Origin of the sequence: Pedobacter frigiditerrae, from assembly GCF_032678705.1 — a bacterium.
In the GTDB taxonomy this organism is placed as follows: Bacteria; Bacteroidota; Bacteroidia; order Sphingobacteriales; family Sphingobacteriaceae; genus Pedobacter; species Pedobacter frigiditerrae_A.
In genome coordinates this window covers 1,956,263-1,980,326 of sequence record NZ_JAVTSS010000002.1, presented here as the reverse complement: position 1 = coordinate 1,980,326, position 24,064 = coordinate 1,956,263, and the positions used below count along the sequence as shown (strand labels likewise).

The following is a 24,064-nucleotide window of genomic DNA, read 5'->3' as shown; positions in this document are numbered from 1 at the left end:
TTAGAATGGATAGTGCATTCTTGATTAATTAAAGTTTTTTGTTAGTTAGAAGTCATCGAATTCGTCGAATTTAACTAATCCTATATCTGAGTTAATCAAATTTTTATTGAGTTGATTTAGTAAATCTTCTATGTTTTGCTTTGGAATAAATGTTCCTAATAGCTTTGCACGGTTGAAAGCCAATCCTCGAACAGGTTCGTAAATGATTTCAGATATTAATGCTTCACTTCCTAGAATAGAATCAAAATTTAAGCGCCAATCTTTGCCTTCAAATTGAAGCCTGAATGTTTCTAATTTTAATTCTTGTGAGCCCTTCGAATATTCTTCTTTTTGGGTTGACTTCCATTTTACCTCAGCAATTAAAGTTCTTGTAGTCCAAACCACTCTTTCATAAATGGCAACGAATCTGTAAACTCCTAATCTGTATTGCATTGGAACACCTTCTATATCAGAATATGGAAATTCTAAAGGAATCTTACCAGGCTCCCTGCTTAATCGTGGGGCATGTTTTGGAAATGGTAATTTGATTTTTATTAAATCGTTTTTTTTACTAATATTTAATTCTTCCATCTTAATAATCTCCCATTTCATTGTCGTAATCAAAATCGTGTTGTGCCAGTTCCAACTCTGAAACCTCTGAATCGAGCATATTATCTAGGATAATGGATTTTGGGTTGTCCTGGAGTTGTTTATTTAGCAATTCACAAACTGTTTGTTGTTTTTGCTCAAGAAACCTCCACTTTAGTAGAAATAATTTTACCTGCTGAATATATCTCGCTCCAGAAATAAAAATTTCTTTATTTATTAGAGGTTCGAGCTCTCCGAAAGAAGTCCTCGTATCAATTGTATTTCTAAGAGATTCAACTTGAATAGTGAATGTTAGGTCTTCGGAATAGTTGTCTGAAAGTTTTGGCTTCCATTGAACCTTTGCCATTAAGGCTGGTTTACCTAGGCAGGTATCGTTGTAGAATGAGAGAAATTTGTAAACTCCTTCTCTTGGGCAGAATTCACTTCTACCATTAACTTTGTTGGCTTCATATTGAGCCTTTAAATTATTTATAAGCATTTTAAATACGTAGTTGTTTTGACTACGTACTGCCTAGATCACTATTTATGCCACGTGCCAGAAATCGATGTACTGCAAAAAAGTAAATTTTATAAAAAAAATGCCGTTGGTTTTTACATTAATTGTTAGGATTTGTTTTTAAAAAGTGCGTGAACTAAATCTATGCCATTACGTCTTGTTTTTCTATGTGTCATATGTCCGAGTATAACAAATAGGTCAAAGAAGAACTCTGCCTGTAAACTTGGCAGTCTAGTGTTTGGTTTCCTTGTCAGATGGGTTTGACTTTCTAGATAGATGCGCAGGTATTTGCAAAACTCAAGTAAGTATTCATCAAACATAACGCTTGGCTTTTGCCTCTTTAATTTAGAAGCGTTTTCCAATCTCTCAATTTTCAATGGCACTCCCTTAGCGAAATCTTCGCCGAAAATATCATATCCTATTTTTTCGCCAAAAATACCAATAGGAATATTGTTTTGTTCAACCGCATTATAAATCAACTCTGCCATCCATTTTGAGACAGCATTGTTTCTTATTGTTGCTGTACCAAGTGTACTTTTTATGCTTATTCGAAAATCGTCATTTGGTTTAGATGTTTTAAAAGCCAAGAGAAATGTGGCAACTTCTTTGGATATTTTTTCATCTTCATAATTTTGCTCAATTAGTTCTGAATAGCCTACTAAATGGTCATTAAATTTAAATACTAAATAAAGTAAGTTATCATAATGTTCAGTAAGACTACTTTTCAAGCATAATTTCTTGAACTCATCAGCTATGTACCAATAGTACTCCTTGTTATAATGCTCCGACTCAATTACAATTCCATTTTTATTAAGATGTTCAATTTGTTCTGGTGTATAATTGAAATAGTCTATTAGTTTATTAAAATCTGGAAATATTCTCCTTTCAGCGTCCATTTGTGATAGTTTAAAATTTACCTAATATATTGAACAAATGCATTCCTGCCAATTTATGAGGGGCAGAATTCTACAGCGTATCCAAAAAAAGTATTAATTGTTTAATATAAGGGGTAAGTTTAAGTTTTGGATATTGGGAATTGTTGAGAGAGTTAGTGAAATTCAAGCAATAAGGGTTACATTTCTCTGTCTTTATGAGGGGCAAAACCTATAAAATCTGCGCCATCAGATGCGCCAAAACTTTGATAATCCTATGTAAATTTTGTATCTTTAAGTAAATAAATAGATTTTTAACCAAATGGCAATAATCTATCAGATATTTGAAATATGTGCCTTTAAAGGGTTTTACAACTGATTTAGAATCAAAAAACCCCAGATTGCTCTGAGGTTTTAAAGTGGTATGGGCCGGGATCGAACCGGCGACACATGGATTTTCAGTCCATTGCTCTACCGACTGAGCTACCGTACCTACTTCCCGTTTGGGATTGCAAATGTAGTGTCTTTTTTTGAAAGCTAAAACATTTTTTTACTTTTCTTTTCTTGAAACGCTATTTAAAGCAGAGTTATGCTATAAATCAGCTATTTACAAATTCAAAAAAAATCAATTTTATTCATATCTATTCTAAATTTTAATTTTATGCATGCATAGTAATATATTTTAGCATAAAATCTTTTAACTTAGCTACACCAAGTAGCATACAAAAAATGGTAGCACAAATTATTTTTATCCTTATTACCTTGGCAGGAGTTGGCTTATTTAGCTTTAACGCCCGCAAAGTTATCCGTAATATCAAAATCGGCAGACCAGCAAATCGTAATGATCAGCCTGCAAAAAGGTTCATGACGATGCTAAAGGTTGCTTTCGGGCAGACCAAAATGGCGGTTAGACCAATCCCTTTTTTATTACACTTGGTAGTTTATTTGGGCTTTGTGATCATCAATCTCGAAGTGTTAGAGATTATGATTGATGGTATTTTTGGCACTCACCGAGTTTTTGCTGGTTTAGGTGGTTTTTATGACTTCCTGATTGGCTCATTTGAGTTTTTGGCTTTAGGTGTTTGGCTGGCTTGTGCTATCTTCTTAATCCGCAGAAATGTTTTAAAGTTGAAACGTTTCAGTGGTGTAGAAATGAAATCATGGCCAAAGTCTGATGCGAATTATATCCTAATTACTGAAATTCTATTGATGTCTGCATTTTTATTAATGAATGCATCAGATGCTAAACTACAAGCTTTAAAAGAAGGACATTACATTAGTGCTGGGGCATTTCCTGTAAGTGCTTACTTGCAAGGCCTATTGCCTAGCAGCGCCGCCAGTTTAATCATGACTGAAAGAGTTTGTTGGTGGTTCCACATCATTGGCATATTTGCATTTTTAAATTACCTACCCTACTCTAAACACTTCCATATTTTATTCGCTTTTCCAAACACTTATTTTTCAAATTTGGAGCCAAAGGGCGAATTTACCAATATGGCTAGTGTAACTAATGAAGTAAAGGCAATGCTTGATCCATCGTTTGTCCCTGCAGAAACTGCACCTGGCAAATTTGGCGCTAAAGATGTGAATGATTTAAGCTGGATCAATTTAATGAATGCTTATACTTGCACAGAATGTGGCAGGTGTACCTCGGTTTGTCCAGCTAACATGACAGGTAAACTATTATCGCCACGCAAAATCATGATGGATACCCGCGATCGCTTAGAGGAAGTGGGTAAAAACATAGATAAACACGGAGCCGACCACCAAGATGGAAAATCTTTGTTAGACGATTATATCACTCGTGAAGAAATTTGGGCTTGTACGAGCTGTAATGCTTGCACAGAAGCTTGTCCGATTAACATAGATCCATTGGCTATCATTGTAGATTTAAGAAGATATGCTGTTATGGAAGAATCAGTTGCCCCAGGAAGTATTAACGCCATGCTGGGTAACGTAGAGAACAATGGCGCTCCTTGGAAATATTCTCCTGCAGATAGGTTGAATTGGGCGGAGCAGGGTTAGAAGAGAGTCCGAAAGTTTGGAAGAGTTTAGGGGTTAGAGGTTGAGAGGTTAAAAAAGAGTCCGAAGGCCGGAAGTCAGAAAGACAAGAGAATTTATTAGAGCAAGGATAAAAGAGCAAGGAATAAAGAAGATTCGAAAGACCGAAGAGTTTAGGGGTTAGAAGTTGAGAGTTTAGAAGATAAAATTAATCGCAATACGCTATACGCACGACGCAATACTAAAAATATGGAATTCAAAGTACCAACAATGGCCGAATTAATGGCTATGGGCGAAGAGCCTGAAATATTATTCTGGGTAGGATGTGCTGGAAGTTATGATGAAAGGGCGCAGAAAATCACTCGTGATATTTGCAAGATTCTACATCATGTAGGAATTAAATATGCGGTGTTGGGAACCGAAGAAAGTTGCACTGGGGATCCGGCTAAAAGAGCGGGGAACGAATTTCTATTCCAAATGCAAGCGATGACTAATATTGAAGTCTTAAACGGCTACAACATCAAAAAAATCGTAACTGGTTGCCCACATTGTTTCAATACCATTAAAAATGAATACCCTGGTTTAGGTGGCACTTACGAAGTGATACACCATACACAACTTATCCAAGATTTAATTAATGAAGGCAAGTTAAAAGCCGAAGGTGGCGAGAGCTTTAAAGGCAAAAAAATTACTTTCCATGACCCTTGTTATTTAGGTCGTGGTAATGGTGTTTATGAAGCACCTAGAAAAGCCTTAGAAGTTTTGGATGCTCAATTGGTAGAAATGAAACGCTGCAAAAGCAATGGTCTTTGCTGTGGTGCTGGTGGTGCTCAAATGTTCAAAGAGCCAGAAAAAGGGGCTAAAGACATTAACATCGAAAGAATAGAAGAAGCACTGGAAACCCAACCAGAAGTTATTGCTGCTGGTTGTCCGTTTTGTATGACAATGTTAAGCGATGGGGTTAAATTAAAAGATAAAGACCAAGAAATTAAGGTTTTAGATATCGCGGAGATTACAGCGAGAGCGAATGGGTTGTAAGATTCGTTGTCTGTTTGTCGTCTGGCGTTTGTTGTTTATCAACGACTGACGAACAACGCAAAACGCTCAACGGTTAATAGCCTAAACTTCCGCTAACTTCCTCTCCATAATTCCTTCTAAAACACCATCCCATAAGTTGATGCGTTTTTGAAGAGATTGTAAGGTTGCTTTTTCAGCCTCAAGCCATTTCTGCTCATCATTACCACATAGATTTGCAGTCATTTCAAGGGCTAGGTGACTATGATGATCGCCATCTACTTCAATGTGTCTTTCTAAGTAGTATTTGAATTCTGAAATGCTCTCGGGAAAGTTCTGATGAATATCATTCACTATTGAAATGAACATATTCGGGATAAGGTCTTCCCTACCAAAAGTAAAAACAGCCGATTGAATATGATCCTTATTGCTGTTTATCGTTTCAAAGGTATATTCAACAAACTCTCTTGCTTTAGGTTGAACCGCAGCTACATTAAATGCCAATGATAAATCACCATTTTCTTTCACATGCTCAATAAATACTTCAATTTGTTTTGTATCTGCACCGCATTGTTTCATGGCATTCAAATAAAGTTCGAAGTGACTTTTCCTGACACCATTACTGTCAACATCAGATTCTTCTCCAGCTACAATTTCATTGATAAGGTATCTTGTATCTGCCGACCCTTTTGGAAACCAAGGAATAGAAGTACATGTTAAATTAATTTGCAAAGACTTTAACAACGACATGAAATCCCAAACTGCAAAAACATGGTATTGCATAAAGATTTTAAGATCGTCTATTTCCTTAATTGCTGCATAAACTTTATGGTTTATAATTTCTTCTCTTAAAGGTGCTATTGCTTTTTGAAGTCTTATTAAGTTCTCATTCATATAGGGCGCAAATATACCCTTCATTGCTAATTAAGAGACCAATATTTCGTTGTAGTTTAATTTTTGACTGTGGGAAGACCAAATACGCTAAGTTGGCCCACCCTTCACCTTGCCTCGGCTCTTGACAGCCGAAGGGTCAAGAAACTTTTTCCTTGATGAAAAAGTATCCAAAAAATCAAGGCTGCACCAGCTTTGCTAAAAATTAAAGGTACGTTACCGGAAATAAAAGAACTCGCTTCGCTCTAACAGCTTTTATTTCTTTCGGCACTACCCATTAATTTTCTTTACGCAAATCCGCTGAGGCCTTTGCTGGGCGCATACCCCTCAAGACCTATAATCTAGATGAAAAAATCCAAAACTCTTAAGCGATTAACTCTTACTTATTACTCGCTAACAAACTTTCATTAACTCTTTTAAACCGATCGGCTAATTCATTTAATTCCTGCACGTCGATATTTTTTAGAGGTATAACTACATAAGTTCCCATCGAGTCAATTTCTCCCTTCCTATCATTTCTGGTCTGCACAATTACATCGTCATTTTTAGTGCGCAAGTATAAATCACCTTTGGTTGTTGTACCATAATAATCCATACTTTTAAACCTCGATAAATTAAAGGCAAAATACTCTTCCTTTCCGTTGTTAAAAACCTTACGATAGCGACAAAAACCAGTGTTAGTAACATTAATTTCATAACGTTTAATGTCCTTCATTTGGGCATCATTGTCGTAGTATTTGGTTAAGAAATTTTGTATAAAAAATGTCTGTTCTTCTGGCAAATCAAAGCCAGATAAAACCAAAAAACCAAGGAAAACACTAAAAGAAAACGCAATTTTTAAGCTCAATGTAAACTTTTTCATCAGAGGAAACGTTTTAGTGAAAGTAAATTAAATAAATGATAAATTTGAAATATGATTTTTTCTCCACAATCTAAAGTTTGGATCTACCAAAGTAACCGTCAGTTTACACCAACAGAAGCTGCCGAAATACAGCAAAAACTAGATGCATTTACAGCACAGTGGACCGCTCATGGCCATCAATTAAAAGCCAAGGCAGAAATCCCATATAACTTCTTTATTGTTTTAACGGTAGACCAAGATGCTGCCTCGGCAACAGGCTGTTCTATCGATTCTTCTGTAAGGATAATCAAGGAAATTGAAAACACTTATAACGTAGATTTATTTAACCGTTTTAACATGGCTTATAAAATCAACGATGAAGTGCATGTTGCACCTAAGGAAGATTTCGAGACTTTAATTACAATCAAACAGATTGGTCCGCAAACCATTGTTTTTAACAACCTAGTTCAAACACGAGCCGAATTTGAGGCTAAATGGGAAGTAGCGATAGAAGATAGCTGGCATAAAAACATCTTTGCAGAGCAGTTAAGCGCTTAACCCTAAAGGAGACTTAATACCGGTAAAAGCTTTATAAAAATTTGAAGCGCAATAGCAGAGCTACTATTTGAGTTAGTCCTTCTATCCCGCTTTACTCACTGCGCTCGTGTTCGCTTCTATAAGGGCTATTTAACATGGGCTTGTGCAAGGAAAACCCCTCATAGTAGCACAAGCCTGCGTAAAATAAACCCGATAGTAGTGTAAATCCTTTTGTCCTGATGTATACCGATTTCACATCGGTAGCGTAGTGGAAGGACAAAAGATTGAAACGAATAGCGGGAATTTGCTCATCTATAAACTACCGCCTTCGCTTTTCAAAACCTTATGTAGTTCATCGGTTCATTGGTATCATCAGTTCATTGGTTTTTGCAGTACGCCCTAATGAACAATTGAACTAGTGAACAATTGAACCAATGAACCCTTCAAAAACATTAGAACCATTTTTTTGTTATCTTTAAATAACATCTAAATTCTCTTATGGCTCGCTGGCTCAAAATCTCCCTTAAAGTTCTAGCTTCTCTTTTTGTGCTCATCGTTATCGTGTGGTTGGGAGCAGCCTATTACATCAACCATAACAACAAGGCGATTTTAAACACCATCCTTAGTCAACTTAACGCTAATGTGAATGGCAAAATTGAGGTTGGCGGGATGGAAACAACTATACTTAAAGGATTTCCTGGTGTATCGGTTTCCTTAAAAAAGGTACAACTAAGAGACAGCCTCTGGACACAACACAAACATGATTTGCTAAACGCGGATGATATTGATGTTTCGCTCAATATTTTTTCGCTCATTACAGGCAACATCAAAATCAATAAAATTGGGATCAATAATGCTGGTATTTACATTTACACAGACAGTTCAGGCTATACCAATACGAGTATGTTTAAGCCTAAATCGCCTGGCAAACCTAAGTCTAAGAAAGACCAAACAGCATTCGAAATTAAGCACGTAGACTTTAATAATGTAAAACTAGTAGTTGATAACCAAAAACGCTTTAAGCTGTTTAACTTTCAGATTGAAGAAGTAAATGGGAAAATTGATTACCCAGATTCTGGTTGGAATGGAAAATTAAAGCTTAAAACAATGGTTAACAGTTTTGCATTTAACACCAGAAAGGGAAGTTTTATTAAAGACAAAACCTTACAAGGAACTTTAATTGCTCATTACAATACCGAAAAAAAGATGGTAACCATAGACCCTGAAGAACTTGTTATTGGTGGTGATGAGTTTATCATCGGGGCAAAGATAGATTTGGCAAAAAACGAATCGGCTTTTGCCATAGACATTAGGGCTGATCAAATCTTGTATAAAAACATTGCGTTATTACTTTCTCCAAACATCTCTTCAAAACTGCTAAAATTTGCCATCGACAAGCCAATTGACATCATTGGGCATATTATTGATGATGGCAGCAAAACTGGAAAAGACCCATTAATTGATGTCAGGATGAATGTGAAAGACAACGTTGTCACCATTCCATCAGGACAATTAACTAACTGCAATTTCACTGGTACTTTTACAAATAAAGACACGGTTGGTCATCCGATAGGAGATGAAAACTCTGCCATTAAATTTTACGGGTTAACTGCCGATTATTACAACGCCCCGATAAAAGTTGATACCTTTTTGGTGAGTAATTTGGCCAGACCAATTGCAACAGGCTTCATCACCTCTCAATTTCCTTTAGAAAAACTAAATAGTTCAATTGGCGGGGAGACCTTCAATTTTAAAAATGGCACTGCCGATGTTCGTTTATATTGCAAGGCTGATATAGATAATTTCACTTTTACTAAACCCACCTTAACAGGATTTGTAGACATCAAGAATGCAGACATCACCTACATTCCTCGTAATTTGACCTTGATAAATAGTTCTTTGACCTTAAATTTTAATCAGAAGGATTTAAACATAACTGGAAGTAGGTTTCAGCTTGGAAAAAGTGTGTTAAATATGAATTGTTCAATTCAGAATTTCCTCAATTTCTATTATACTGACCCAGAAAAGATTTTGGTAAAGTTGAACATGAATAGTCCGCAATTGAACTTAGGTGAATTTATGTCGTTTTTAGGGCAAAGGAAAACGGTTAAGCGCAAACCTAGCTCTAAGAATGCTGTCAAGGAAGTATCAGACCAACTGAGTGCTGTTCTGGAAGCAGCTAAGGTTCAAATTCTATTAAATGTAAACAAGGCGATATATAAACGTTTTGTGGCAAATAACTTAAAGGCGGATGTTTCTTTGCTTAATGACGGGATTTACTTCAATAAAATAAATGTGAGTCACGCTGGTGGAAACTTGAACTTAACAGGCAACGTTAAACAGCTTGGCGCTATTAACAAGTTTACCATCAACTCTGTTATCAGCAAAGTAAATGTAAAGGAGTTCTTTTACGCTTTTGATAATTTCGGACAAACATCTATTACCAATCAAAACCTAAAAGGATATTTATCTGCCAAGGTAAATGCTTCTGGTAGTATGACCGATAAAGGCCAAGTAGTTTCGAGGGCTATGTATGGGCAGGTTATTTTTAACCTCAGTAATGCTGCCTTAATGGGATTTGAGCCTTTACAAAAAGTCCAAAAACTAGCTTTTGCCAATAGAGACTTCTCTAACATTACCATTGATAATTTAGATGGCACCTTTACTTTGAATGGAGATAGAGTATTGATTAGTCCGATGCAAGTGAATACAAGTGTTTTAAACTTTAACATGCAAGGTATTTATGGTTTAGGTGCAGGAACTGATATTGCAATGGATATCCCCCTTAGAAATCCTAAAAAAGACGAAGGGATAACTGATAAGGAAGAAAAGAAAATTGCCAGAATGAAGGGCATCGTTTTACATCTAAAAGCAATTGACGATGGTAAGGGTGGAATAAAAGTGAGATGGAATAAGGATCATGATTAGGGATGGAAAATGTGAGATGTAAAATGGAAGATGTGCCTAGCATTTTCCCTCTTACGTTTTCGCTCTTATCATTATTAAGAATGGGAGATGTGTAATGTAAAATGGAAGATGTGCTTTACATTTTACATTTTACATTAAAAATCAAGCGGACCCAATCTCCTCATATTTCTTTTGATTAAATATTGTTTGTGCCTAATATATGCTGTTGGTTTATTTGGAGTCCATCTTCTAGGATTTGGGAAACAAGCTGCCAACAATGATGCTTCATCTTTTGTCATTTTCTCACACGACGAGCCAAAATAAGCTTGACTTGCTGCTTCTGCTCCATAAATGCCATCGCCCATTTCTATAACGTTTAAATAAACTTCTAGAATGCGCTCCTTACTCCAGAGCAACTCAATTAACAAGGTAAAGTAAGCTTCAAAACCTTTTCTTATATACGAACGACCTGGCCATAGAAATACATTTTTGGCAGTTTGTTGTGAAATGGTGCTTCCGCCTATTACCTTTTTCTTTTTCTGGTTTTTCTTTTTCTCATTTGCAGCGTAAGCCTTTTCAATGGCTTTAATATCAAATCCCATGTGTTGCAAAAACAACTGATCTTCTGCAGATACAGCAGCACGTTTCATGTTATCTGAGATGTTTTCAAAATCAACCCATTTGCGGTCGGCCTTTGCTGGTAAGTCTTTTGACGAACGCTCCCAGTTACGTTGCACCATTAAAGGTGTTATCGGTGGATTAATGAAACGATAAGCTAAAACCCAAATTACGCTAAACAGTATAAACCAAAGTATTACTTTGCCTGATACGATTAAAATACGCTTAAATAAAGATGGTTTAGTTGTTGTTTTGCTAGTTCTTTTGGCCATTAGGGCAAAGGTAATAGTTTTTTAGGATATAGATAAACGCTGTATGCGTTGGCTTTTTTAACCACATAGCCACATAGGTTTTATTTTGAGGCCTATCGGTCGTTGTCTCACCGACCGAAACAGAGGTATTAGCTGATAAAGTAACACTAACTTAATTGACCTTTTTATTGTCTCATTTAACCCCTAAAAAATCGCCTTGTGAGTTTTATGTTTGTATAAACATTTTGCAATGCCTTTAAAAACTTGTCCATCTGGTCACCAATTTCATAAATCTAGTGATTGCCCTACTTGTCCTATTTGCGAGAGAGAACGTAGACCCTCATCAGGATTTCTTTCATTAATTTCTGCACCAGCAAGAAGGGCATTAGCAAGTATGAATATATCAACTTTGTTGGAATTGGCTAAGTTTACAGAAAATGAAATTGCAGCATTACACGGAATGGGACCAAACCCAATTGCTAAACTTAAAATTGCTTTAGCAGAAGAAGGTTTAAGTTTCAAAAAATAACCACACAGACACATTAGAATAGTAGAGTCATTTGTTTCAACACATTTTATTTTTAATTTGGACAAAAAATAACCAATATGAAAATCCTGTCTTACTGTTTTGCCCTAATTGCTTTTTTATTTCTTCTATCTGCTAAATCTACAGTAAATGAAAAACCAGAGTGGGTTTCTTTATTTAATGGAAAAGACATTAAAGACTGGAACGTAAAAATCCACCATCACGACTATAATGTGAATTTTGGCAATACATTTAGAGTTGAAGACGGCATAGTTAAAGTAAGGTATGATCAGTATGGTGATTTTAATGACCAATTTGGTCATCTTTATTACAAAACTCCCTTCTCATATTATCATTTAAAATTAGAATATCGTTTTGTGGGCAAGCTGCAAAAAGGCGCTCCAAGTTATACCTTACTCAATAGCGGCGTAATGTTTCATTCACAAGACCCTAAAACAATGCCTAAAGAGCAAGATTGGCCAATTTCTATAGAAATGCAGTTCTTAGCTGGTTTGGGAGATGGCAAGCCTAGACCAACAGGCAATATGTGTTCGCCTGGTACAAACGTAGTGTACAAAGGGAAAATAGCCGCTGATCACTGTATCAATTCTACTTCAAAAACCTATGATGGTGATCAATGGGTAAAAGCAGAACTCATTGTATTAGGAGACTCACTAATTACACACATTATTAATGGAGATACTGTTTTAAAATATTCGAAACCTCAAATTGGTGGTGATGTAGCCAATAGATATGATCCAAAGATTAAAATTGACGGAAAAATGCTTAAAGAAGGTTTTATTGCTTTGCAGAGCGAAGGGCAACCTATTGACTTTAGAAACATAAAAATTAAGGACCTAACTTCGATTAAGAAAAAGTAAAATGGCAAAATCTAAACTATCTGATAGCCAGCAAGTGGATGAATTGATTTCTAAACTAGATGCTGAGCTTAAGACAACTGTTCAGACGATTAGAGAGCTCATCTTAGCTATAGACGAAGAAATTGCGGAACAAGTAAAATGGAATAGTCCGAGTTTTTACTTTACTGGCGAGATGAAACCTTTTGACCCAAAAGAGTATAAAAGAGATATCGTAGTTTGCAATATCCATCGAGGTAAAATCTTATTGGTTTTCCCTACTGGAGCAAAGGTTAAAAGTCTATTGAAAGGAAATGATTATCCCGATGGGAGGAAAATTATTGCCGTTGAAGATTTAACAGCTATCACCATTGAGTTGCAACAGCTGATTAAAGATTGGGTAGCAATGGTGGATAGGGAATAGTTTTGTCATTCTGAGCAAAGCGAAGAATCTAATAATAAGGATTCACTGAGTTAGATCCTTCGTGCCTCAGGATGACAAGTCTTATAAAACAAAAAAACCGCTTCCGAAAATCGGAAGCGGTTTTATATCTAATTATCCTTCGACTACGCTCAGGATGACAATTTAAAAAGATTACTCAGCTACTACTTCGAAAGGAACTTTAACTTTCACTTCTTTGTGTAAGTTTAAGTTAGCCACATATTCGCCAACCATTTTAGGTTCAGTTTCGAAAGTAATACGACGACGATCTACATCAAAACCTTGAGCTTTTAATGCATCAGCAATCATGATAGTGTTTACAGCACCAAAAATCTTACCTGTTTCGCCAGCTTTAGCACCGATACTCAATTTAACATCAGTTAAACGAGTTGCAATACCTTCAGCATCTTTCTTAATTTTATCTTGTTTAAAAGCAGCTTGCTTTAAGTTTTCTGCCAATACTTTTTTAGCAGATGGTGTAGCCAATTGACCAAATCCTTGAGGGATTAAGTAATTACGACCGTAACCTGGTTTTACCGTAACGATATCATCTTTCTCACCTAGTGATTTGATATCTTGCTTTAAAATAATTTCCATTTCTCTGCGCTTATTTTAATTGGTCAGTAACGAAAGGTAACAAACCGATGTGACGTGCACGTTTAACCGCTTGAGCCACTTTACGTTGAAATTTCAATGAAGTACCAGTTAAACGGCGAGGTAAAATTTTACCTTGATCATTGATGAATTTTAACAAGAAGTTTGCGTCTTTGTAATCGATATACTTAATACCATTTTTTCTGAAACGGCAGTATTTTTTTCTGTTATCGTCCACTTTTGGAGCGGTAACATATTGTATTTGATCCTTTGCCATTATGCTCCAGCCTCCTCTTTCTTAGGTTTTTTGTTAAAAGCTCCACTGCGTTTTTTCTCGCTGTAAGCAATCGCATGGCGATCTAATCTTACAGTTAAGAAACGTAAAACACGCTCGTCGCGTTTTAATTCTAACTCTAACTTGTTAATTAATTCCCCTTCAGCTTTGTATTCTGTAAGATGGAAAAATCCGCTTGCTTTTTTTTCAATCGGATACGCTAATTTTCTCAAACCCCAATTATCTTCTGCGATAATTTCGGCTCCGCTATCAGTAATAATGCTTTTGTATTTGGCTAAAGCCTCTTTCGCAACATCATCTGACAACAACGGGGTAAGAACGATAACAGTTTCGTACTGATTCATCATTGTTTTTTAAAGTGATTAATATTTATTTCCGTCGGTTAAAACGGGTTGCAAATGTAGTGAGATTATTCTTTAAATCAAAATGTTAGGCAGAAATTTATGGAAAATGGAAGACGTAATTAATCGGTACCATCTTACATTTAACATCTTACATATTATTAATACTGCTTCACCTTAATCCTATACTTACCTCTAAAGTATTCTTGCATTTTAATAACTTCCTTATTCTTCTCCGTTAACCAAAAAGTAGCGTAACTATCTGCCGTATAGTTAATTTTTAGTAACCAACATTTAACTTTTACTTCGCTATTTAGAGCCAATTCATCTTTACCTACAACTTCATACCTGTGGTAACTTGGTTTTGCCTCATTTGGATCAAAAAAGGAAATATCAAATTTCTGACCCACCCTTTTTATGGGCAATAATGCATACGTCTCTAAATCTTGTTCCCAGCTAATAACTGGTATGGTTAATTCTACCTTACCTTTTTTAACCGCCATGTTATTTTTAATGGTATCTGATGGGATCATAAAACCATCTCGATAGCCGTAGGCAATAACACCTCTGCCTTTATAATTCGCATAATGGTAAATTGGCGCTAATGTTTTAGCATCGCAGATATTAATAATTGTAGCCATTGTGGTATCACCTTTCATCCAATTCCACTTGAACTCGATGGCTTGTTTATTTTGAAAATTTTTAATTGATGTTGTTCGCTGCCAAATGTCGCCTATGGTTCTTTTTGTAAAAAGCGAATCTGTCATGTAAACCAAGTATTCGCTTGTGCCAAGCTTTAAGTTCTGTAGTTGCAACTTGTTGTTTTGCGCATTAACGGTATCTACTTGCGCTTTTACTCCAATAGCTAGCGCAAACAACATAACAGTTATTAGTAAGAATTTTTTCATTGTAAAATAGGTTTAATTTCTATTAAGACTTTTAAACCACACTAATAGTTACAAATACTATCATTCTGAAAGAGACTACGTATTAAAACACAAAAAAAGGGATTGCCTTTAGCAGACAACCCCTTCATATTAATTTTTAGAGTATTAATTCAATTGAATAGTTTTAACAAACTCTTGGTTTTTAGACTTAACAACAAATGTTAATTCTTTTGCATCTGTTTTATCTACGTTAAACTTTTTAGTTAATTTAGTTTTTGCAGCAAAAACTTTAGTATACAATTCCTCATTGTATTCATTTAAGATTTTAACCTCAACCTCACCGCTTGGCGTGTTTTCCATATTAAGAGTAATGGTTTCATTATCTTTAGTTAAAACTGGCTTGAAAAGCTCAATTGTTGCTGGCTCAGAAACTACAGTTTTACCATTCTCGATAATTACTTTGTATTCGATTAACTTAGTTTCGTTCTCTAATTTTACAGTATATTTTCCATCAGGGAATTCTTCCAAATTATAGATTTTAGTAGATGGCTTTGACGCATGTATTTTTTGATCGTATAAAAGCTCATCGTTAGCTCCGTAAATTGTGATGTTAATATCTTGTGCTTCTGATATAAAAAACACTAATGATTTTTCTGTTTTAGCGTTAGCTTTCAATGAGAAATTATCTTCGTCTGCAAACGCAACTGAAGAAGTTAATAATATACCTGCTAACAATCCGATTTTTAAGAAATTTTTCATAATTATATTGTTTTAAAGGGTTATCAATTTTGTGATATACAAATGTACTATCGATTTTTACCCGTTTTTTATGCCATATTCTCTACTATCTATGCAAAATTACCCCATATAATAGTTAGTTTACAATAATTTAACAATAGACCATAAATTTTAAGTTAATTTTGTATGCATTATGAAAAAGATACGTCCGAGTTTCGAAATTGTTGAACCTTCTTTTGGGAGTTCTTTCTCTTACTCTAAATATGTAGAGAATGCCAACAACAAGGCACACCTATGGCATTATCATCCAGAAATCGAGATGGTGTTTGTAAATGGAGGCTCAGGCAAGCGACAAATCGGAAGCCATATTTCTTATTACACCGAAGGTGATTTAATTTTAATAGGTACTAATTTACCACATTGCGGTTTTACGGATGAAACCACTGGCAACAAAAATGAGGTTGTAATACAGATGAAGCCCGATTTTCTGGGTACAGACTTTTTATCACTTAAAGAAACCAAGGGCATCGCCAACTTATTCGAAAAAGCTAAATACGGTATTGCCTTCGGCAAAGACACCATGAAACTCGTTGGACCAACTTTAGAAAAAATGAATAGTTTATGGTCGTTCGAGAAATTACTGGCACTATTAAGTGTTTTACGAGAACTTGAACAGGCTTCAGACTATACCTTGTTAAATGCACAGAATTTCTCGCTAGAAATGCAAGTTCAAGACAATGACAGGATTAATATGGTTTTTAACTATGTTAAGGACCATTTTTTAGAAGAAATTAGTTTAGATGACATTGCAGAAATGGCTAGCATGACAGTTCCTTCTTTTTGCAGGTATTTTAAAAAGATTACCAAAAAGACATTTACAAGGTTTGTGAATGAGTATAGAATTGTTCATGCTTCTAAACTACTGGCAGAAAAACCCATCAGCATAGCTAACATTAGTTACGAAAGTGGTTTTCATAATTTCAGCCATTTTAATAAGTTATTTAAAGAGTTTACTGGCAAAAGTGCTTCGGAATATAGGAAGGAACTGAAATCGATAATAAAGTAGTCCGTTCGTAAAATTAAATGTCACTCTGAGCGTAGTCGAAGAGTTTATTGCGAGTGCTTCGACTACGCTCAGCATGACACACAAACAACTGCAGACTAACTTTATCGCTTGAAAAACAGTGTTAGTTTTACATCGCTTGCCGATAGCTATCGGGATCAGTCCCGCCTTCTGTCGCCTGCCTGCCGCAGGCAGGGGTTTATATAACATAGGCAGTGGTTCTTGGCAAGTGATTTCCCCTCATAGTTTTGCTTGAGCATTTCAGCTTTCCGCACAAGCCTTTCTTAAATAAACCTGATGGTAGTGGAAATACTTTTTTGATGAACTGGCACTTCGACTACGCTCAGTGTGACAGCACAAAAAAGATTGAAACGAACAGCAGGACTACACTAGCCAAAAACCACTGATTTTCATTTTCAAAAAAAACCACAAACTAGTCCTCCAATAAGATTTACAGGGAGCGTATACTCATCGGATGACGACTCTCTCAAAAGGTAACTTTTCAACATTATAACTTTCAACATTTCAACCTCAACAAAAATTCCTATTTTCGTTGCGATGGAAAATTTTATTGTTTCGGCACGTAAATATCGTCCAGCTACGTTTGAAACCGTAGTTGGACAGCAGCATATTACGGGTACTTTACAAAATGCCATTAAAAACAACCAACTGGCTCAGGCATTTTTGTTTTGCGGTCCGCGTGGCGTGGGTAAAACTACTTGTGCTCGTATCCTAGCAAAAACAATTAACTGTACCAATCTTTCTGCAGAAACTGAAGCTTGCGGAACTTGCGAAAGTTGTGTTTCATTTCAAACAGGACATTCATTTAACTTCCACGAATTAGATGCGGCATCAAACAACTCCGTTGATGACATCAGGAGCTTAATTGAGCAAGTTCGAATACCACCACAAGCAGGAAAATACAAAATCTACATCATAGATGAGGTTCACATGCTTTCGGCGAATGCATTTAACGCATTTCTTAAAACATTAGAAGAACCACCTTCTTATGCTATTTTCATATTAGCAACTACTGAGAAACATAAGATTTTGCCAACCATTTTATCTCGTTGTCAGATTTTTGATTTCAATAGAATACAAGTTGAAGACATTGCTGGTCACTTAAATAAAATTGCCGTTCGTGAAAACATTACTGTTGATAACGATGGTTTGCACATCCTTGCGCAAAAAGCAGATGGTGGTTTACGTGATGCGCTTTCAATGTTCGACCAAATTGTAAGTTATACCAATAGAAACATAACTTATAAAGCGGTAATTGATAACCTTAACATTTTAGATTACGATTATTATTTTAAGCTAACTGATTTTTTATGCAATGGCGATGTGAGCCAGACATTACTTTTATTTAATGAGATTTTAAATAATGGTTTTGATGGCAATAACTTCATCAATGGTTTGGCTAGTCACTTTAGAAATTTACTGGTTGCTAAAGATGCACAAACTGTACAATTGTTAGAAGTTAGTGAAACCATTAAGCAAAAATACTTGGCCCAAAGTAAATCTGCAGATTTAGGGTTTATCTTAACTGCTTTGAACTTAGCTAACCAGTGCGATTTAGTTTATAAAAACAGCAAAAATCAACGGTTGCAAGTGGAACTGTCGCTCATCAAAATGTGCCACATTCCTTCGGTAATCCAACTTGCAAACCAACCTACAGCAACTGACTTAGATCAGGATAAAAAAAAAACTTTAATTAAAAGTGTAGAAGCTGAAAGACCAAAGACCAAAGACCAAAGCGAAGAGCAAACAGCAGTCGGAAAGTCTGAAAGTCCGAAAGTTGAAAATGCTAGCGTAGCTGACCTTAAAGACTTTGTAGAAAGAGAAGCACTGCAGGATTTACCTGACCATTTAGATATTCCTTTACCTACAAAAGCACCAGAACCGAATAGGCCGATTACCTTGCCTAAGCAATCTACAGGTTCAATTAAAATACAGCCGTTAAGCACTAATAAGGTTGCTTCTTTAATTCCCTCGCTCACAGATTTAGAGCGTATTGCCACAGGCGATGAAGATAAAGGTCCAAAATACATTTCGAGCAACGAAAAAGAAGCTTTTACTGATGAGCAGTTTTTAGAGCTTTGGAAAGTTTACACTCAAAAAGCAAAGGATGCGGATAAGATTCATTTGTACACCTTAATGAATAACGACCCAATAATTAATGGGACCGAAATTACTGTGTTGGTAGAAAATTTAGCTTTAGAAAGCACCTTGCAGGATGAAAAAGTTGAATTGTTAAATTTTCTTCGCTCTGCGTTAAAGAATTTCGATTTACAAATCGTTTCTAAAAAAGCCGAAAACCTATCTAAAAAAAGAATTTATACCAATAAGGATAAATACGCTTATATGGTAGAAAAAAACCCACAGATAGAAGAAATGCGCAGAAGGTTTAACTTGGATATCAATCCTTAATTATGACTACCGAAAAAAAAGTTTTATTAAGAGATTCATTTTACGCGGCTGTGATTTTCGCTGTAGTGTTTGGAGTGATAGAAACCTATATGGTCAGCATTCCTTTTGCAGCTATTACAGCTCCCATTGGAGGAGTACTTTTCGGGGTGTTTATTTATTTCTTTGCCAGTTCTAAAATCGTAGCCAAGCAAACTAGTATTAACGACAATGGAGAAGAAATTATTCTCTCTGGAAGAGCCAACCATTTTAAAGGAGCAGAGGCAGTTGGTGGAAAATTATATTTGTTTAAAGACAGGTTAGAATTTAAATCGCATAGTTTTAATATTCAAAACCACCAACAACGAATTGATATTACCGACATTACAGCAATCACTTTCTACAGTTCTTTGGGAATTATACCTAACGGATTACAGATAACTACTAAACACGGCCTAGTCGAAAAATTTGTAATTAACAGCAGAAAACGCTGGAAAGAAGAGATCGAACAGTTACAGTTTTTGGCCTAATAGTTAATGGTAATTAATTCCATTAGTAACTTCTTAATGTTTCCCTGTTCTATAGTAACGATTCGATCCCACCACCACGCTCCTTCTTTTCGTTTAGTAACTAATTCTACGATTAAATAAGGTATCAAGCTTAGTTGAAAGTTTAAATCTAGTCTGATCAACTTTAATTTTTCTGTTATAGGTTTGTATAGAGAAATCTATATTTCTATAGGATGGAAAATTTTTAAATAAAAATAATGCTATAGATCTAGATCCAGCCTCCAAATAGAGTGTATCTCTAACCATTTGTTGAATTGAAGAGTTAACTCTAACGGCGTTTATAGGCAGAACTAGTTTATCCAAACCACTGTCTTTTGCAATGATTATATTTCTTGAGGTATTAGCAGGATCTACCAAGCTAATATCACTTTTAATGAATTGGTAATTATTAGACTTACTGGTGAAAAATCCATACTGCCAGTTCAACCTTGTAACTCTAAAAATAAATGACTCTGTAACTGAAAGTGCATAACAGTCAATATTTTTATCAATCCAAACGCTAACTTTCATTACCGATAACAAAACAATTAACAATATTATTCTGAAAGTAATTTTATATGCTTTTATCATTTTCTTTAATTTTAAGATTAGCTAATATTGCTGGGTACCAGCAAACCACGTTTAATACAATAAGCAACAATCCGAAGAACAACAAGTCCATAAAGAGTGCAATAAACAAATGCATTGATATAATTATGATTAATATGTAGAGGCGAGTTTTCTTAAACCATACTAACATGAAATACAATGATTCTATAAACACCACCATAACTCCAAAAAAGATATAGAAAAGGCTATTTTGGTCTTTTGGGAAAAAAGTCGTGGTCATTATGGTTGGGTCATTGCTAAGGAAATAGATAAACCTCCCATTCCACCAGTTTGGCATAAATGCTTTCTCAAATCCAGCCGATATATAAGTTATAATGAGGTATAACTGCAATACCCTTATGCATATTTGCTTAACCTGATTAAGGTTAGGGTAATCATCTTTTTTCATTAACGACAAACTATAACCTGTTGGAAATATAGTTAGGAAAAAAAAGCATACTGATTGATAAATATCTACTCCAAATGCGAAAGAAGACATTACATTGGTAATTAATGTAAATGTGATTAGGCAAATAATAGCTGATAGCCTTGTATAAATCCCTAACAATAAAGCAATAAGCCCCAAAAAATACAGTGTAAGAATTGCAATCATTACATAATTGGGTGGCATGCTTAAAAAATCGGCTATTTTCTGTGGATGGCACTCAAACCAGAGTGCATTTGCATTAGACACCTCCCAATTAACTATACCATTTGGTGCAAAAAAAACATCGTAATCCAAAACCAATGTATACATAGAGATAATTGCAAAAAGAGCCACCAAAATTCTAAAGACTTCTAATTGGTTTGTATTATAGCAATAGGTAATGTTGTAAAAAACATTATCCTTCAAAACACTTTTAATTGTATATGAGTTCATTTTCGGTATTTTTAGGTTCTCTATTGATTTAAATAACATTAATATAGTGTAGAATTACATCTACACTATATTGGTAAATATTTAGTATAATCCTTTTTTAGCAAGGATTGTATTTAATTGGTTAAAACGTTCTTCTCCTAATTTAGACTTAAGCACATCACCACTTTGTTTATAAACCCACCATTTTTCGTAAGCTGCCAAAATTGCATTAGCCGCAAGTCCAGGCATCCCACTAAAACCACCCCTTGATGTAGATTTTAATTGTCCAACTTTATCTGGTGTAACAACTGCAAGTTGTCCCTGCTCACCTAGTACTGCTGTAAAGTTCCTACCTAAAACTTTCTGCAATTGTTGTTGCTCTGCTCTGGTAAATTCTACTGGTTTTTCAACTGCTTTAATATCTAATCCTTTTTTAGTAAGGATTTTATTTAATTGGTTAAAACGCTCTTCTCCCAATTTTGACTTAAGCAAATCGGTACTTTGCTTATAAACCCACCATTTTTCGTAAGCCGCTAAAACTGCATTGGCTGCAAGTCCAGGCATTCCTTTAAAGCTACCTCTTGCTGTAGATGTCAGTTGCCCAACTTTGTCTGGTGTAACAACTGCCAATTGTCCCTGCTTACCTAATACTGCAGTAAAATCTTTACCCAGAATTCTTTGCATTTGTTGTTGCTCCGCTTTAGTAAATTTTACTTGCGAGAATGCAACGGTACTAAAAGCTAATGCGATTAGTAGTAAAATTGATTTTTTCATATTGTTTAGATTTAATTTTTACTCCTACTCTTTTAAGGATTTTCGGAATACTCCTTTATTATTTAAAATATATTAATGAGTTAATCCATCTATAAAGCATCTTTTATTGATTGCCTGATACAAATTTGCAGCGCAATTCATTGGTAATCAACGTGCATAAGACTGTATTTAAATGTTTAAACAGCTATAACTTTTACCGTTGTTTAACCGTTCGCCTGGTATTACGTCGCATCGAAAAACATAGCAATAAGGTATTACAGGATAAAGATTAGGGGCGCACTTCTTCAGTAAAGCGAATCCTCAGTTATTAGGATTTATGAGATGTTAATTTTTCAAGCACTTTTTTGGCTCCTCAGAAACAGAGGATTATGAATAGCTGGAATAACAGCTTTAAAAAGTTACCTGCCTGAAACCAGGACAGGTAACTCTAACTAAAATTTTTTGGGATTAGTTTTGATAGATGTAGGGTGTTTTATAGTTTATGTAATATGGTTTTGCAAAACTCTATTTCCACTCGCACCAAGTTGATAAACTGTTTTATTCTTCGTAAGTTTTTTCTCATCCCTCTATTTATAAGTTGTGACTATCATCTTATACCCTACAAAGGTGCAAGACCTATAGGCGACAATCAAAGGTTATAAAACTGAATTTTGACGCTTAAAAAGCGGTAAATTATACCGTTGTTTAACGGTGATAAAAACGAGTCGATACACCTAGTTTTCTTAACTTATCCTTAGCTATTTTGTATAATTAAAAAGTATATTTATTATATAATTTCAAATTAATCAAATGGAAAAGAAACATTTAACTCTCATTATTGCAGTGCTCCTTATTGCTTTTGGCGTATATGCTTATTACTATCCACCAAAAAAAACAGACACAGCTTCTAATACACCTAGTTCTAAACCAAGCACATTACGGTATAGCTTAATACAAGAAATGACTAATAATTATAGGCAAACGCAGCTCAAAGCCATAGCGAATGATAGAGAAAATGGAGTAGAAAATGATGCAAATTCTATTTTATTTGATATAGACACACTAAAAAAATTCATTAATGATATTGAAAGCAATGTAAAACATAACCAACCAGATGCAAACAATAAATTGGCTATAAGAATGTATTATGCATCCTATCCTTTAAACACAAAGTGGGCTAACCCAGGATATGAAAACTTAAAAAAACTATTAAATGACGATATTACTAGGCTTTACGAAAGAAAGCACACACTTATTCTATTACCAGTAATTAAAAATACAAGAGGCATTTACACTGATTTTAATCCATTAGACATCAATACCTACGAGGGATTCATGAAGAGAAATTTAAAACAAATGAGTTATATCATGGTAAGGGATCAAAGAGATGATACAGAAGTGATGTCCTTAAATCATGGGCAAATCATACCCCCAGCATCAAAAGAAGGACAAGCTTTTTAGTAACATGGTATCATTTAGCAATACCCAAAAAATATTGAGCGAAACCCTGGTTTGGATTCAGTTTTCAACTGCCATTGTTGCTTTATTTCATTTTCCAGCACTAAAAAAAAGTTATTGGAAATGGTTTATGGTTTACTGTTGTGCTATCTTTTTGATGGAGGCATTTGCTAAATGGGGATTAAAGAATTATCCCTCCTATATAAGTACCTACTATGATTTTTTTGTTATCCCTATTGAATTTGTGTTCTTTTACTGGCTTTACGCTGTAAAATCTTTAAAAAGACAAAAATTATTTTGGATTATTACAGGTTTATTTTGCATTTCTTTTTTACCTTATTTCACCATTATACATAAGCCAGGCATGATGCTGTCTTTAAGTTATACTGTTGGTACGGTGTTATTGATGTTTTTAGTTATTTTAGAAATTTTTAAGCAAATAAAATCAGAAAAAATACTTTTATTCCATACCAATTATATGTTTTACATAAATATTGGCATTATGCTACTTTATGTAGGGACCCTACCGTTTTTTTCATTTTATAATTTATTGTTAAACGAATCTAACTTATGGAGTAATTATTATACCTTTTTCCTGATCGCCAATCATTTGATGTACTTATTATTTACTGCAGCTTTTATATGGGGCAAACCGAATATCTATTAGTTATC

The 24,064-nt window shown here is 34.9% G+C and carries 26 protein-coding genes and 1 tRNA gene; 12 read left to right on the top strand and 15 right to left on the bottom strand.

What is annotated here, in order from left to right; genetic code table 11:
* Positions 1-45 precede the first annotated feature (45 nt).
* The 4 genes from R2Q59_RS19455 to R2Q59_RS19440 form a co-directional block, all read right to left on the bottom strand.
* Positions 46-570, bottom strand: a complete 525-nt coding sequence (locus tag R2Q59_RS19455) for a hypothetical protein (RefSeq protein ID WP_316787058.1) — start codon at positions 568-570, stop codon at positions 46-48.
* Position 571: 1 nt separating this feature from the next.
* Positions 572-1,066, bottom strand: coding sequence for a hypothetical protein (locus tag R2Q59_RS19450; RefSeq protein WP_316787056.1), 495 nt, complete (start codon positions 1,064-1,066; stop codon positions 572-574).
* Positions 1,067-1,191: 125 nt separating this feature from the next.
* Entirely contained in the window at positions 1,192-1,980 is a 789-nt protein-coding gene (locus tag R2Q59_RS19445; protein ID WP_316787054.1) for a hypothetical protein, read from the bottom strand.
* 396 nt (positions 1,981-2,376) lie between these two features.
* Positions 2,377-2,449, bottom strand: a tRNA-Phe gene (locus R2Q59_RS19440).
* 236 nt (positions 2,450-2,685) lie between these two features.
* Here R2Q59_RS19440 and R2Q59_RS19435 point away from each other — a divergent pair.
* Positions 2,686-3,981: a (Fe-S)-binding protein gene (locus tag R2Q59_RS19435; protein WP_316787052.1), complete on the top strand. Its 1,296-nt coding sequence runs from the start codon at positions 2,686-2,688 to the stop codon at positions 3,979-3,981.
* 225 nt (positions 3,982-4,206) lie between these two features.
* Positions 4,207-4,995: a (Fe-S)-binding protein gene (locus R2Q59_RS19430; RefSeq protein ID WP_316787050.1), complete on the top strand. Its 789-nt coding sequence runs from the start codon at positions 4,207-4,209 to the stop codon at positions 4,993-4,995.
* A gap of 81 nt (positions 4,996-5,076) precedes the next feature.
* Here the strand turns inward: R2Q59_RS19430 and R2Q59_RS19425 are convergent, their stop codons facing one another.
* Both R2Q59_RS19425 and R2Q59_RS19420 read right to left on the bottom strand, forming a co-directional pair.
* Positions 5,077-5,889 carry a DUF3050 domain-containing protein gene (locus R2Q59_RS19425; RefSeq protein ID WP_316787047.1) on the bottom strand — a complete coding sequence of 271 codons (813 nt, stop codon included), beginning with the start codon at positions 5,887-5,889 and terminating at the stop codon, positions 5,077-5,079.
* Positions 5,890-6,241: 352 nt separating this feature from the next.
* A complete protein-coding gene (locus tag R2Q59_RS19420) occupies positions 6,242-6,724 on the bottom strand; it encodes a hypothetical protein (RefSeq protein WP_316772009.1) in 483 nt (160 codons plus the stop codon).
* Positions 6,725-6,775: 51 nt separating this feature from the next.
* Between R2Q59_RS19420 and R2Q59_RS19415 the strand changes: the two genes are divergently transcribed.
* Together R2Q59_RS19415 and R2Q59_RS19410 are read left to right on the top strand one after the other, a co-directional pair.
* Positions 6,776-7,261, top strand: a complete 486-nt coding sequence (locus R2Q59_RS19415; protein WP_316787045.1) for an ABC transporter ATPase — start codon at positions 6,776-6,778, stop codon at positions 7,259-7,261.
* Between the two features lie 477 nt (positions 7,262-7,738).
* On the top strand, positions 7,739-10,168 hold the full coding sequence (locus R2Q59_RS19410; RefSeq protein ID WP_316787043.1) for an AsmA family protein: 2,430 nt from the start codon (positions 7,739-7,741) through the stop codon (positions 10,166-10,168).
* 134 nt (positions 10,169-10,302) lie between these two features.
* Here R2Q59_RS19410 and mtgA read toward each other — a convergent pair whose 3' ends face one another.
* The gene (gene mtgA / locus R2Q59_RS19405) at positions 10,303-11,037 is read right to left on the bottom strand and encodes a monofunctional biosynthetic peptidoglycan transglycosylase (protein ID WP_316772000.1); all 735 of its coding nucleotides are present in this window, start codon (positions 11,035-11,037) and stop codon (positions 10,303-10,305) included.
* Positions 11,038-11,266: 229 nt separating this feature from the next.
* Between mtgA and R2Q59_RS19400 the strand changes: the two genes are divergently transcribed.
* From R2Q59_RS19400 to R2Q59_RS19390, 3 genes are all read left to right on the top strand, one after another.
* Positions 11,267-11,545 carry a hypothetical protein gene (locus R2Q59_RS19400; RefSeq protein ID WP_316787041.1) on the top strand — a complete coding sequence of 93 codons (279 nt, stop codon included), beginning with the start codon at positions 11,267-11,269 and terminating at the stop codon, positions 11,543-11,545.
* Between the two features lie 77 nt (positions 11,546-11,622).
* Positions 11,623-12,423, top strand: coding sequence for a DUF1080 domain-containing protein (locus tag R2Q59_RS19395; protein WP_316787040.1), 801 nt, complete (start codon positions 11,623-11,625; stop codon positions 12,421-12,423).
* A 1-nt stretch (position 12,424) separates the two neighbouring features.
* Positions 12,425-12,823: a DUF1801 domain-containing protein gene (locus R2Q59_RS19390; protein ID WP_316787037.1), complete on the top strand. Its 399-nt coding sequence runs from the start codon at positions 12,425-12,427 to the stop codon at positions 12,821-12,823.
* A 171-nt stretch (positions 12,824-12,994) separates the two neighbouring features.
* Here R2Q59_RS19390 and rplI read toward each other — a convergent pair whose 3' ends face one another.
* From rplI to R2Q59_RS19365, 5 genes are all read right to left on the bottom strand, one after another.
* On the bottom strand, positions 12,995-13,438 hold the full coding sequence (rplI, locus tag R2Q59_RS19385) for a 50S ribosomal protein L9 (RefSeq protein ID WP_316771990.1): 444 nt from the start codon (positions 13,436-13,438) through the stop codon (positions 12,995-12,997).
* A 10-nt stretch (positions 13,439-13,448) separates the two neighbouring features.
* Positions 13,449-13,712 (bottom strand): 30S ribosomal protein S18, encoded by a 264-nt coding sequence (gene rpsR, locus R2Q59_RS19380; protein WP_055132310.1) that lies wholly within the window; start codon positions 13,710-13,712, stop codon positions 13,449-13,451.
* Positions 13,712-14,074: a 30S ribosomal protein S6 gene (gene rpsF / locus R2Q59_RS19375; RefSeq protein WP_316787322.1), complete on the bottom strand. Its 363-nt coding sequence runs from the start codon at positions 14,072-14,074 to the stop codon at positions 13,712-13,714. The genes rpsR and rpsF overlap by 1 nt, the downstream gene beginning before the upstream one ends.
* A gap of 158 nt (positions 14,075-14,232) precedes the next feature.
* Complete coding sequence (locus R2Q59_RS19370) at positions 14,233-14,979, bottom strand: hypothetical protein (protein ID WP_316787035.1); 747 nt, start codon at positions 14,977-14,979, stop codon at positions 14,233-14,235.
* A 144-nt stretch (positions 14,980-15,123) separates the two neighbouring features.
* A complete protein-coding gene (locus R2Q59_RS19365) occupies positions 15,124-15,717 on the bottom strand; it encodes a hypothetical protein (protein ID WP_316771975.1) in 594 nt (197 codons plus the stop codon).
* A gap of 172 nt (positions 15,718-15,889) precedes the next feature.
* Here R2Q59_RS19365 and R2Q59_RS19360 point away from each other — a divergent pair, with 172 nt between their 5' ends.
* The 3 genes from R2Q59_RS19360 (at position 15,890) to R2Q59_RS19350 (ending at position 19,695) form a co-directional block, all read left to right on the top strand.
* The gene (locus R2Q59_RS19360) at positions 15,890-16,762 is read left to right on the top strand and encodes an AraC family transcriptional regulator (protein WP_316787034.1); all 873 of its coding nucleotides are present in this window, start codon (positions 15,890-15,892) and stop codon (positions 16,760-16,762) included.
* A 555-nt stretch (positions 16,763-17,317) separates the two neighbouring features.
* Complete coding sequence (locus tag R2Q59_RS19355) at positions 17,318-19,189, top strand: DNA polymerase III subunit gamma/tau (protein WP_316787032.1); 1,872 nt, start codon at positions 17,318-17,320, stop codon at positions 19,187-19,189.
* Between the two features lie 2 nt (positions 19,190-19,191).
* Positions 19,192-19,695, top strand: a complete 504-nt coding sequence (locus R2Q59_RS19350; protein WP_316787031.1) for a hypothetical protein — start codon at positions 19,192-19,194, stop codon at positions 19,693-19,695.
* A 93-nt stretch (positions 19,696-19,788) separates the two neighbouring features.
* On the opposite strand, the gene R2Q59_RS19345 is transcribed toward R2Q59_RS19350, so the two are convergent.
* The 3 genes from R2Q59_RS19345 to R2Q59_RS19335 form a co-directional block, all read right to left on the bottom strand.
* The gene (locus tag R2Q59_RS19345) at positions 19,789-20,304 is read right to left on the bottom strand and encodes a hypothetical protein (RefSeq protein WP_316771963.1); all 516 of its coding nucleotides are present in this window, start codon (positions 20,302-20,304) and stop codon (positions 19,789-19,791) included.
* Positions 20,288-21,202, bottom strand: coding sequence for a hypothetical protein (locus R2Q59_RS19340; RefSeq protein WP_316771961.1), 915 nt, complete (start codon positions 21,200-21,202; stop codon positions 20,288-20,290). Before R2Q59_RS19340 ends, R2Q59_RS19345 begins: the two co-directional genes overlap by 17 nt.
* Positions 21,203-21,283: 81 nt before the next feature.
* On the bottom strand, positions 21,284-21,955 hold the full coding sequence (locus R2Q59_RS19335; protein ID WP_316771958.1) for a hypothetical protein: 672 nt from the start codon (positions 21,953-21,955) through the stop codon (positions 21,284-21,286).
* 789 nt (positions 21,956-22,744) lie between these two features.
* On the opposite strand from R2Q59_RS19335, the gene R2Q59_RS19330 reads away from it, so the two are divergent.
* Together R2Q59_RS19330 and R2Q59_RS19325 are read left to right on the top strand one after the other, a co-directional pair.
* A complete protein-coding gene (locus tag R2Q59_RS19330; protein ID WP_316771955.1) occupies positions 22,745-23,395 on the top strand; it encodes a hypothetical protein in 651 nt (216 codons plus the stop codon).
* The gene (locus R2Q59_RS19325; RefSeq protein WP_316787029.1) at positions 23,349-24,059 is read left to right on the top strand and encodes a hypothetical protein; all 711 of its coding nucleotides are present in this window, start codon (positions 23,349-23,351) and stop codon (positions 24,057-24,059) included. The genes R2Q59_RS19330 and R2Q59_RS19325 overlap by 47 nt, the downstream gene beginning before the upstream one ends.
* The last annotated feature ends 5 nt before the right edge of the window (positions 24,060-24,064 follow it).

What these genes read in the sequence shown, in the direction of transcription:
- rplI (WP_316771990.1), bottom strand. Translation starts at nt 13,438, where the DNA reads ATGGAAATTATTTTAAAGCAAGATATCAAATCACTAGGTGAGAAAGAT.
- R2Q59_RS19390 (WP_316787037.1), top strand. Translation starts at nt 12,425, where the DNA reads ATGGCAAAATCTAAACTATCTGATAGCCAGCAAGTGGATGAATTGATT.
- R2Q59_RS19360 (WP_316787034.1), top strand. Translation starts at nt 15,890, where the DNA reads ATGAAAAAGATACGTCCGAGTTTCGAAATTGTTGAACCTTCTTTTGGG.
- R2Q59_RS19335 (WP_316771958.1), bottom strand. Translation starts at nt 21,955, where the DNA reads ATGAAAAAATCAATTTTACTACTAATCGCATTAGCTTTTAGTACCGTT.
- R2Q59_RS19340 (WP_316771961.1), bottom strand. Translation starts at nt 21,202, where the DNA reads ATGAACTCATATACAATTAAAAGTGTTTTGAAGGATAATGTTTTTTAC.
- R2Q59_RS19325 (WP_316787029.1), top strand. Translation starts at nt 23,349, where the DNA reads ATGGGCAAATCATACCCCCAGCATCAAAAGAAGGACAAGCTTTTTAGT.
- R2Q59_RS19445 (WP_316787054.1), bottom strand. Translation starts at nt 1,980, where the DNA reads ATGGACGCTGAAAGGAGAATATTTCCAGATTTTAATAAACTAATAGAC.
- R2Q59_RS19400 (WP_316787041.1), top strand. Translation starts at nt 11,267, where the DNA reads ATGCCTTTAAAAACTTGTCCATCTGGTCACCAATTTCATAAATCTAGT.
- R2Q59_RS19365 (WP_316771975.1), bottom strand. Translation starts at nt 15,717, where the DNA reads ATGAAAAATTTCTTAAAAATCGGATTGTTAGCAGGTATATTATTAACT.
- rpsF (WP_316787322.1), bottom strand. Translation starts at nt 14,074, where the DNA reads ATGAATCAGTACGAAACTGTTATCGTTCTTACCCCGTTGTTGTCAGAT.
- rpsR (WP_055132310.1), bottom strand. Translation starts at nt 13,712, where the DNA reads ATGGCAAAGGATCAAATACAATATGTTACCGCTCCAAAAGTGGACGAT.
- R2Q59_RS19355 (WP_316787032.1), top strand. Translation starts at nt 17,318, where the DNA reads ATGGAAAATTTTATTGTTTCGGCACGTAAATATCGTCCAGCTACGTTT.
- R2Q59_RS19415 (WP_316787045.1), top strand. Translation starts at nt 6,776, where the DNA reads ATGATTTTTTCTCCACAATCTAAAGTTTGGATCTACCAAAGTAACCGT.
- R2Q59_RS19330 (WP_316771955.1), top strand. Translation starts at nt 22,745, where the DNA reads ATGGAAAAGAAACATTTAACTCTCATTATTGCAGTGCTCCTTATTGCT.
- R2Q59_RS19430 (WP_316787050.1), top strand. Translation starts at nt 4,207, where the DNA reads ATGGAATTCAAAGTACCAACAATGGCCGAATTAATGGCTATGGGCGAA.
- R2Q59_RS19420 (WP_316772009.1), bottom strand. Translation starts at nt 6,724, where the DNA reads ATGAAAAAGTTTACATTGAGCTTAAAAATTGCGTTTTCTTTTAGTGTT.
- mtgA (WP_316772000.1), bottom strand. Translation starts at nt 11,037, where the DNA reads ATGGCCAAAAGAACTAGCAAAACAACAACTAAACCATCTTTATTTAAG.
- R2Q59_RS19425 (WP_316787047.1), bottom strand. Translation starts at nt 5,889, where the DNA reads ATGAAGGGTATATTTGCGCCCTATATGAATGAGAACTTAATAAGACTT.
- R2Q59_RS19435 (WP_316787052.1), top strand. Translation starts at nt 2,686, where the DNA reads ATGGTAGCACAAATTATTTTTATCCTTATTACCTTGGCAGGAGTTGGC.
- R2Q59_RS19370 (WP_316787035.1), bottom strand. Translation starts at nt 14,979, where the DNA reads ATGAAAAAATTCTTACTAATAACTGTTATGTTGTTTGCGCTAGCTATT.
- R2Q59_RS19450 (WP_316787056.1), bottom strand. Translation starts at nt 1,066, where the DNA reads ATGCTTATAAATAATTTAAAGGCTCAATATGAAGCCAACAAAGTTAAT.
- R2Q59_RS19395 (WP_316787040.1), top strand. Translation starts at nt 11,623, where the DNA reads ATGAAAATCCTGTCTTACTGTTTTGCCCTAATTGCTTTTTTATTTCTT.
- R2Q59_RS19350 (WP_316787031.1), top strand. Translation starts at nt 19,192, where the DNA reads ATGACTACCGAAAAAAAAGTTTTATTAAGAGATTCATTTTACGCGGCT.
- R2Q59_RS19455 (WP_316787058.1), bottom strand. Translation starts at nt 570, where the DNA reads ATGGAAGAATTAAATATTAGTAAAAAAAACGATTTAATAAAAATCAAA.
- R2Q59_RS19410 (WP_316787043.1), top strand. Translation starts at nt 7,739, where the DNA reads ATGGCTCGCTGGCTCAAAATCTCCCTTAAAGTTCTAGCTTCTCTTTTT.
- R2Q59_RS19345 (WP_316771963.1), bottom strand. Translation starts at nt 20,304, where the DNA reads ATGATAAAAGCATATAAAATTACTTTCAGAATAATATTGTTAATTGTT.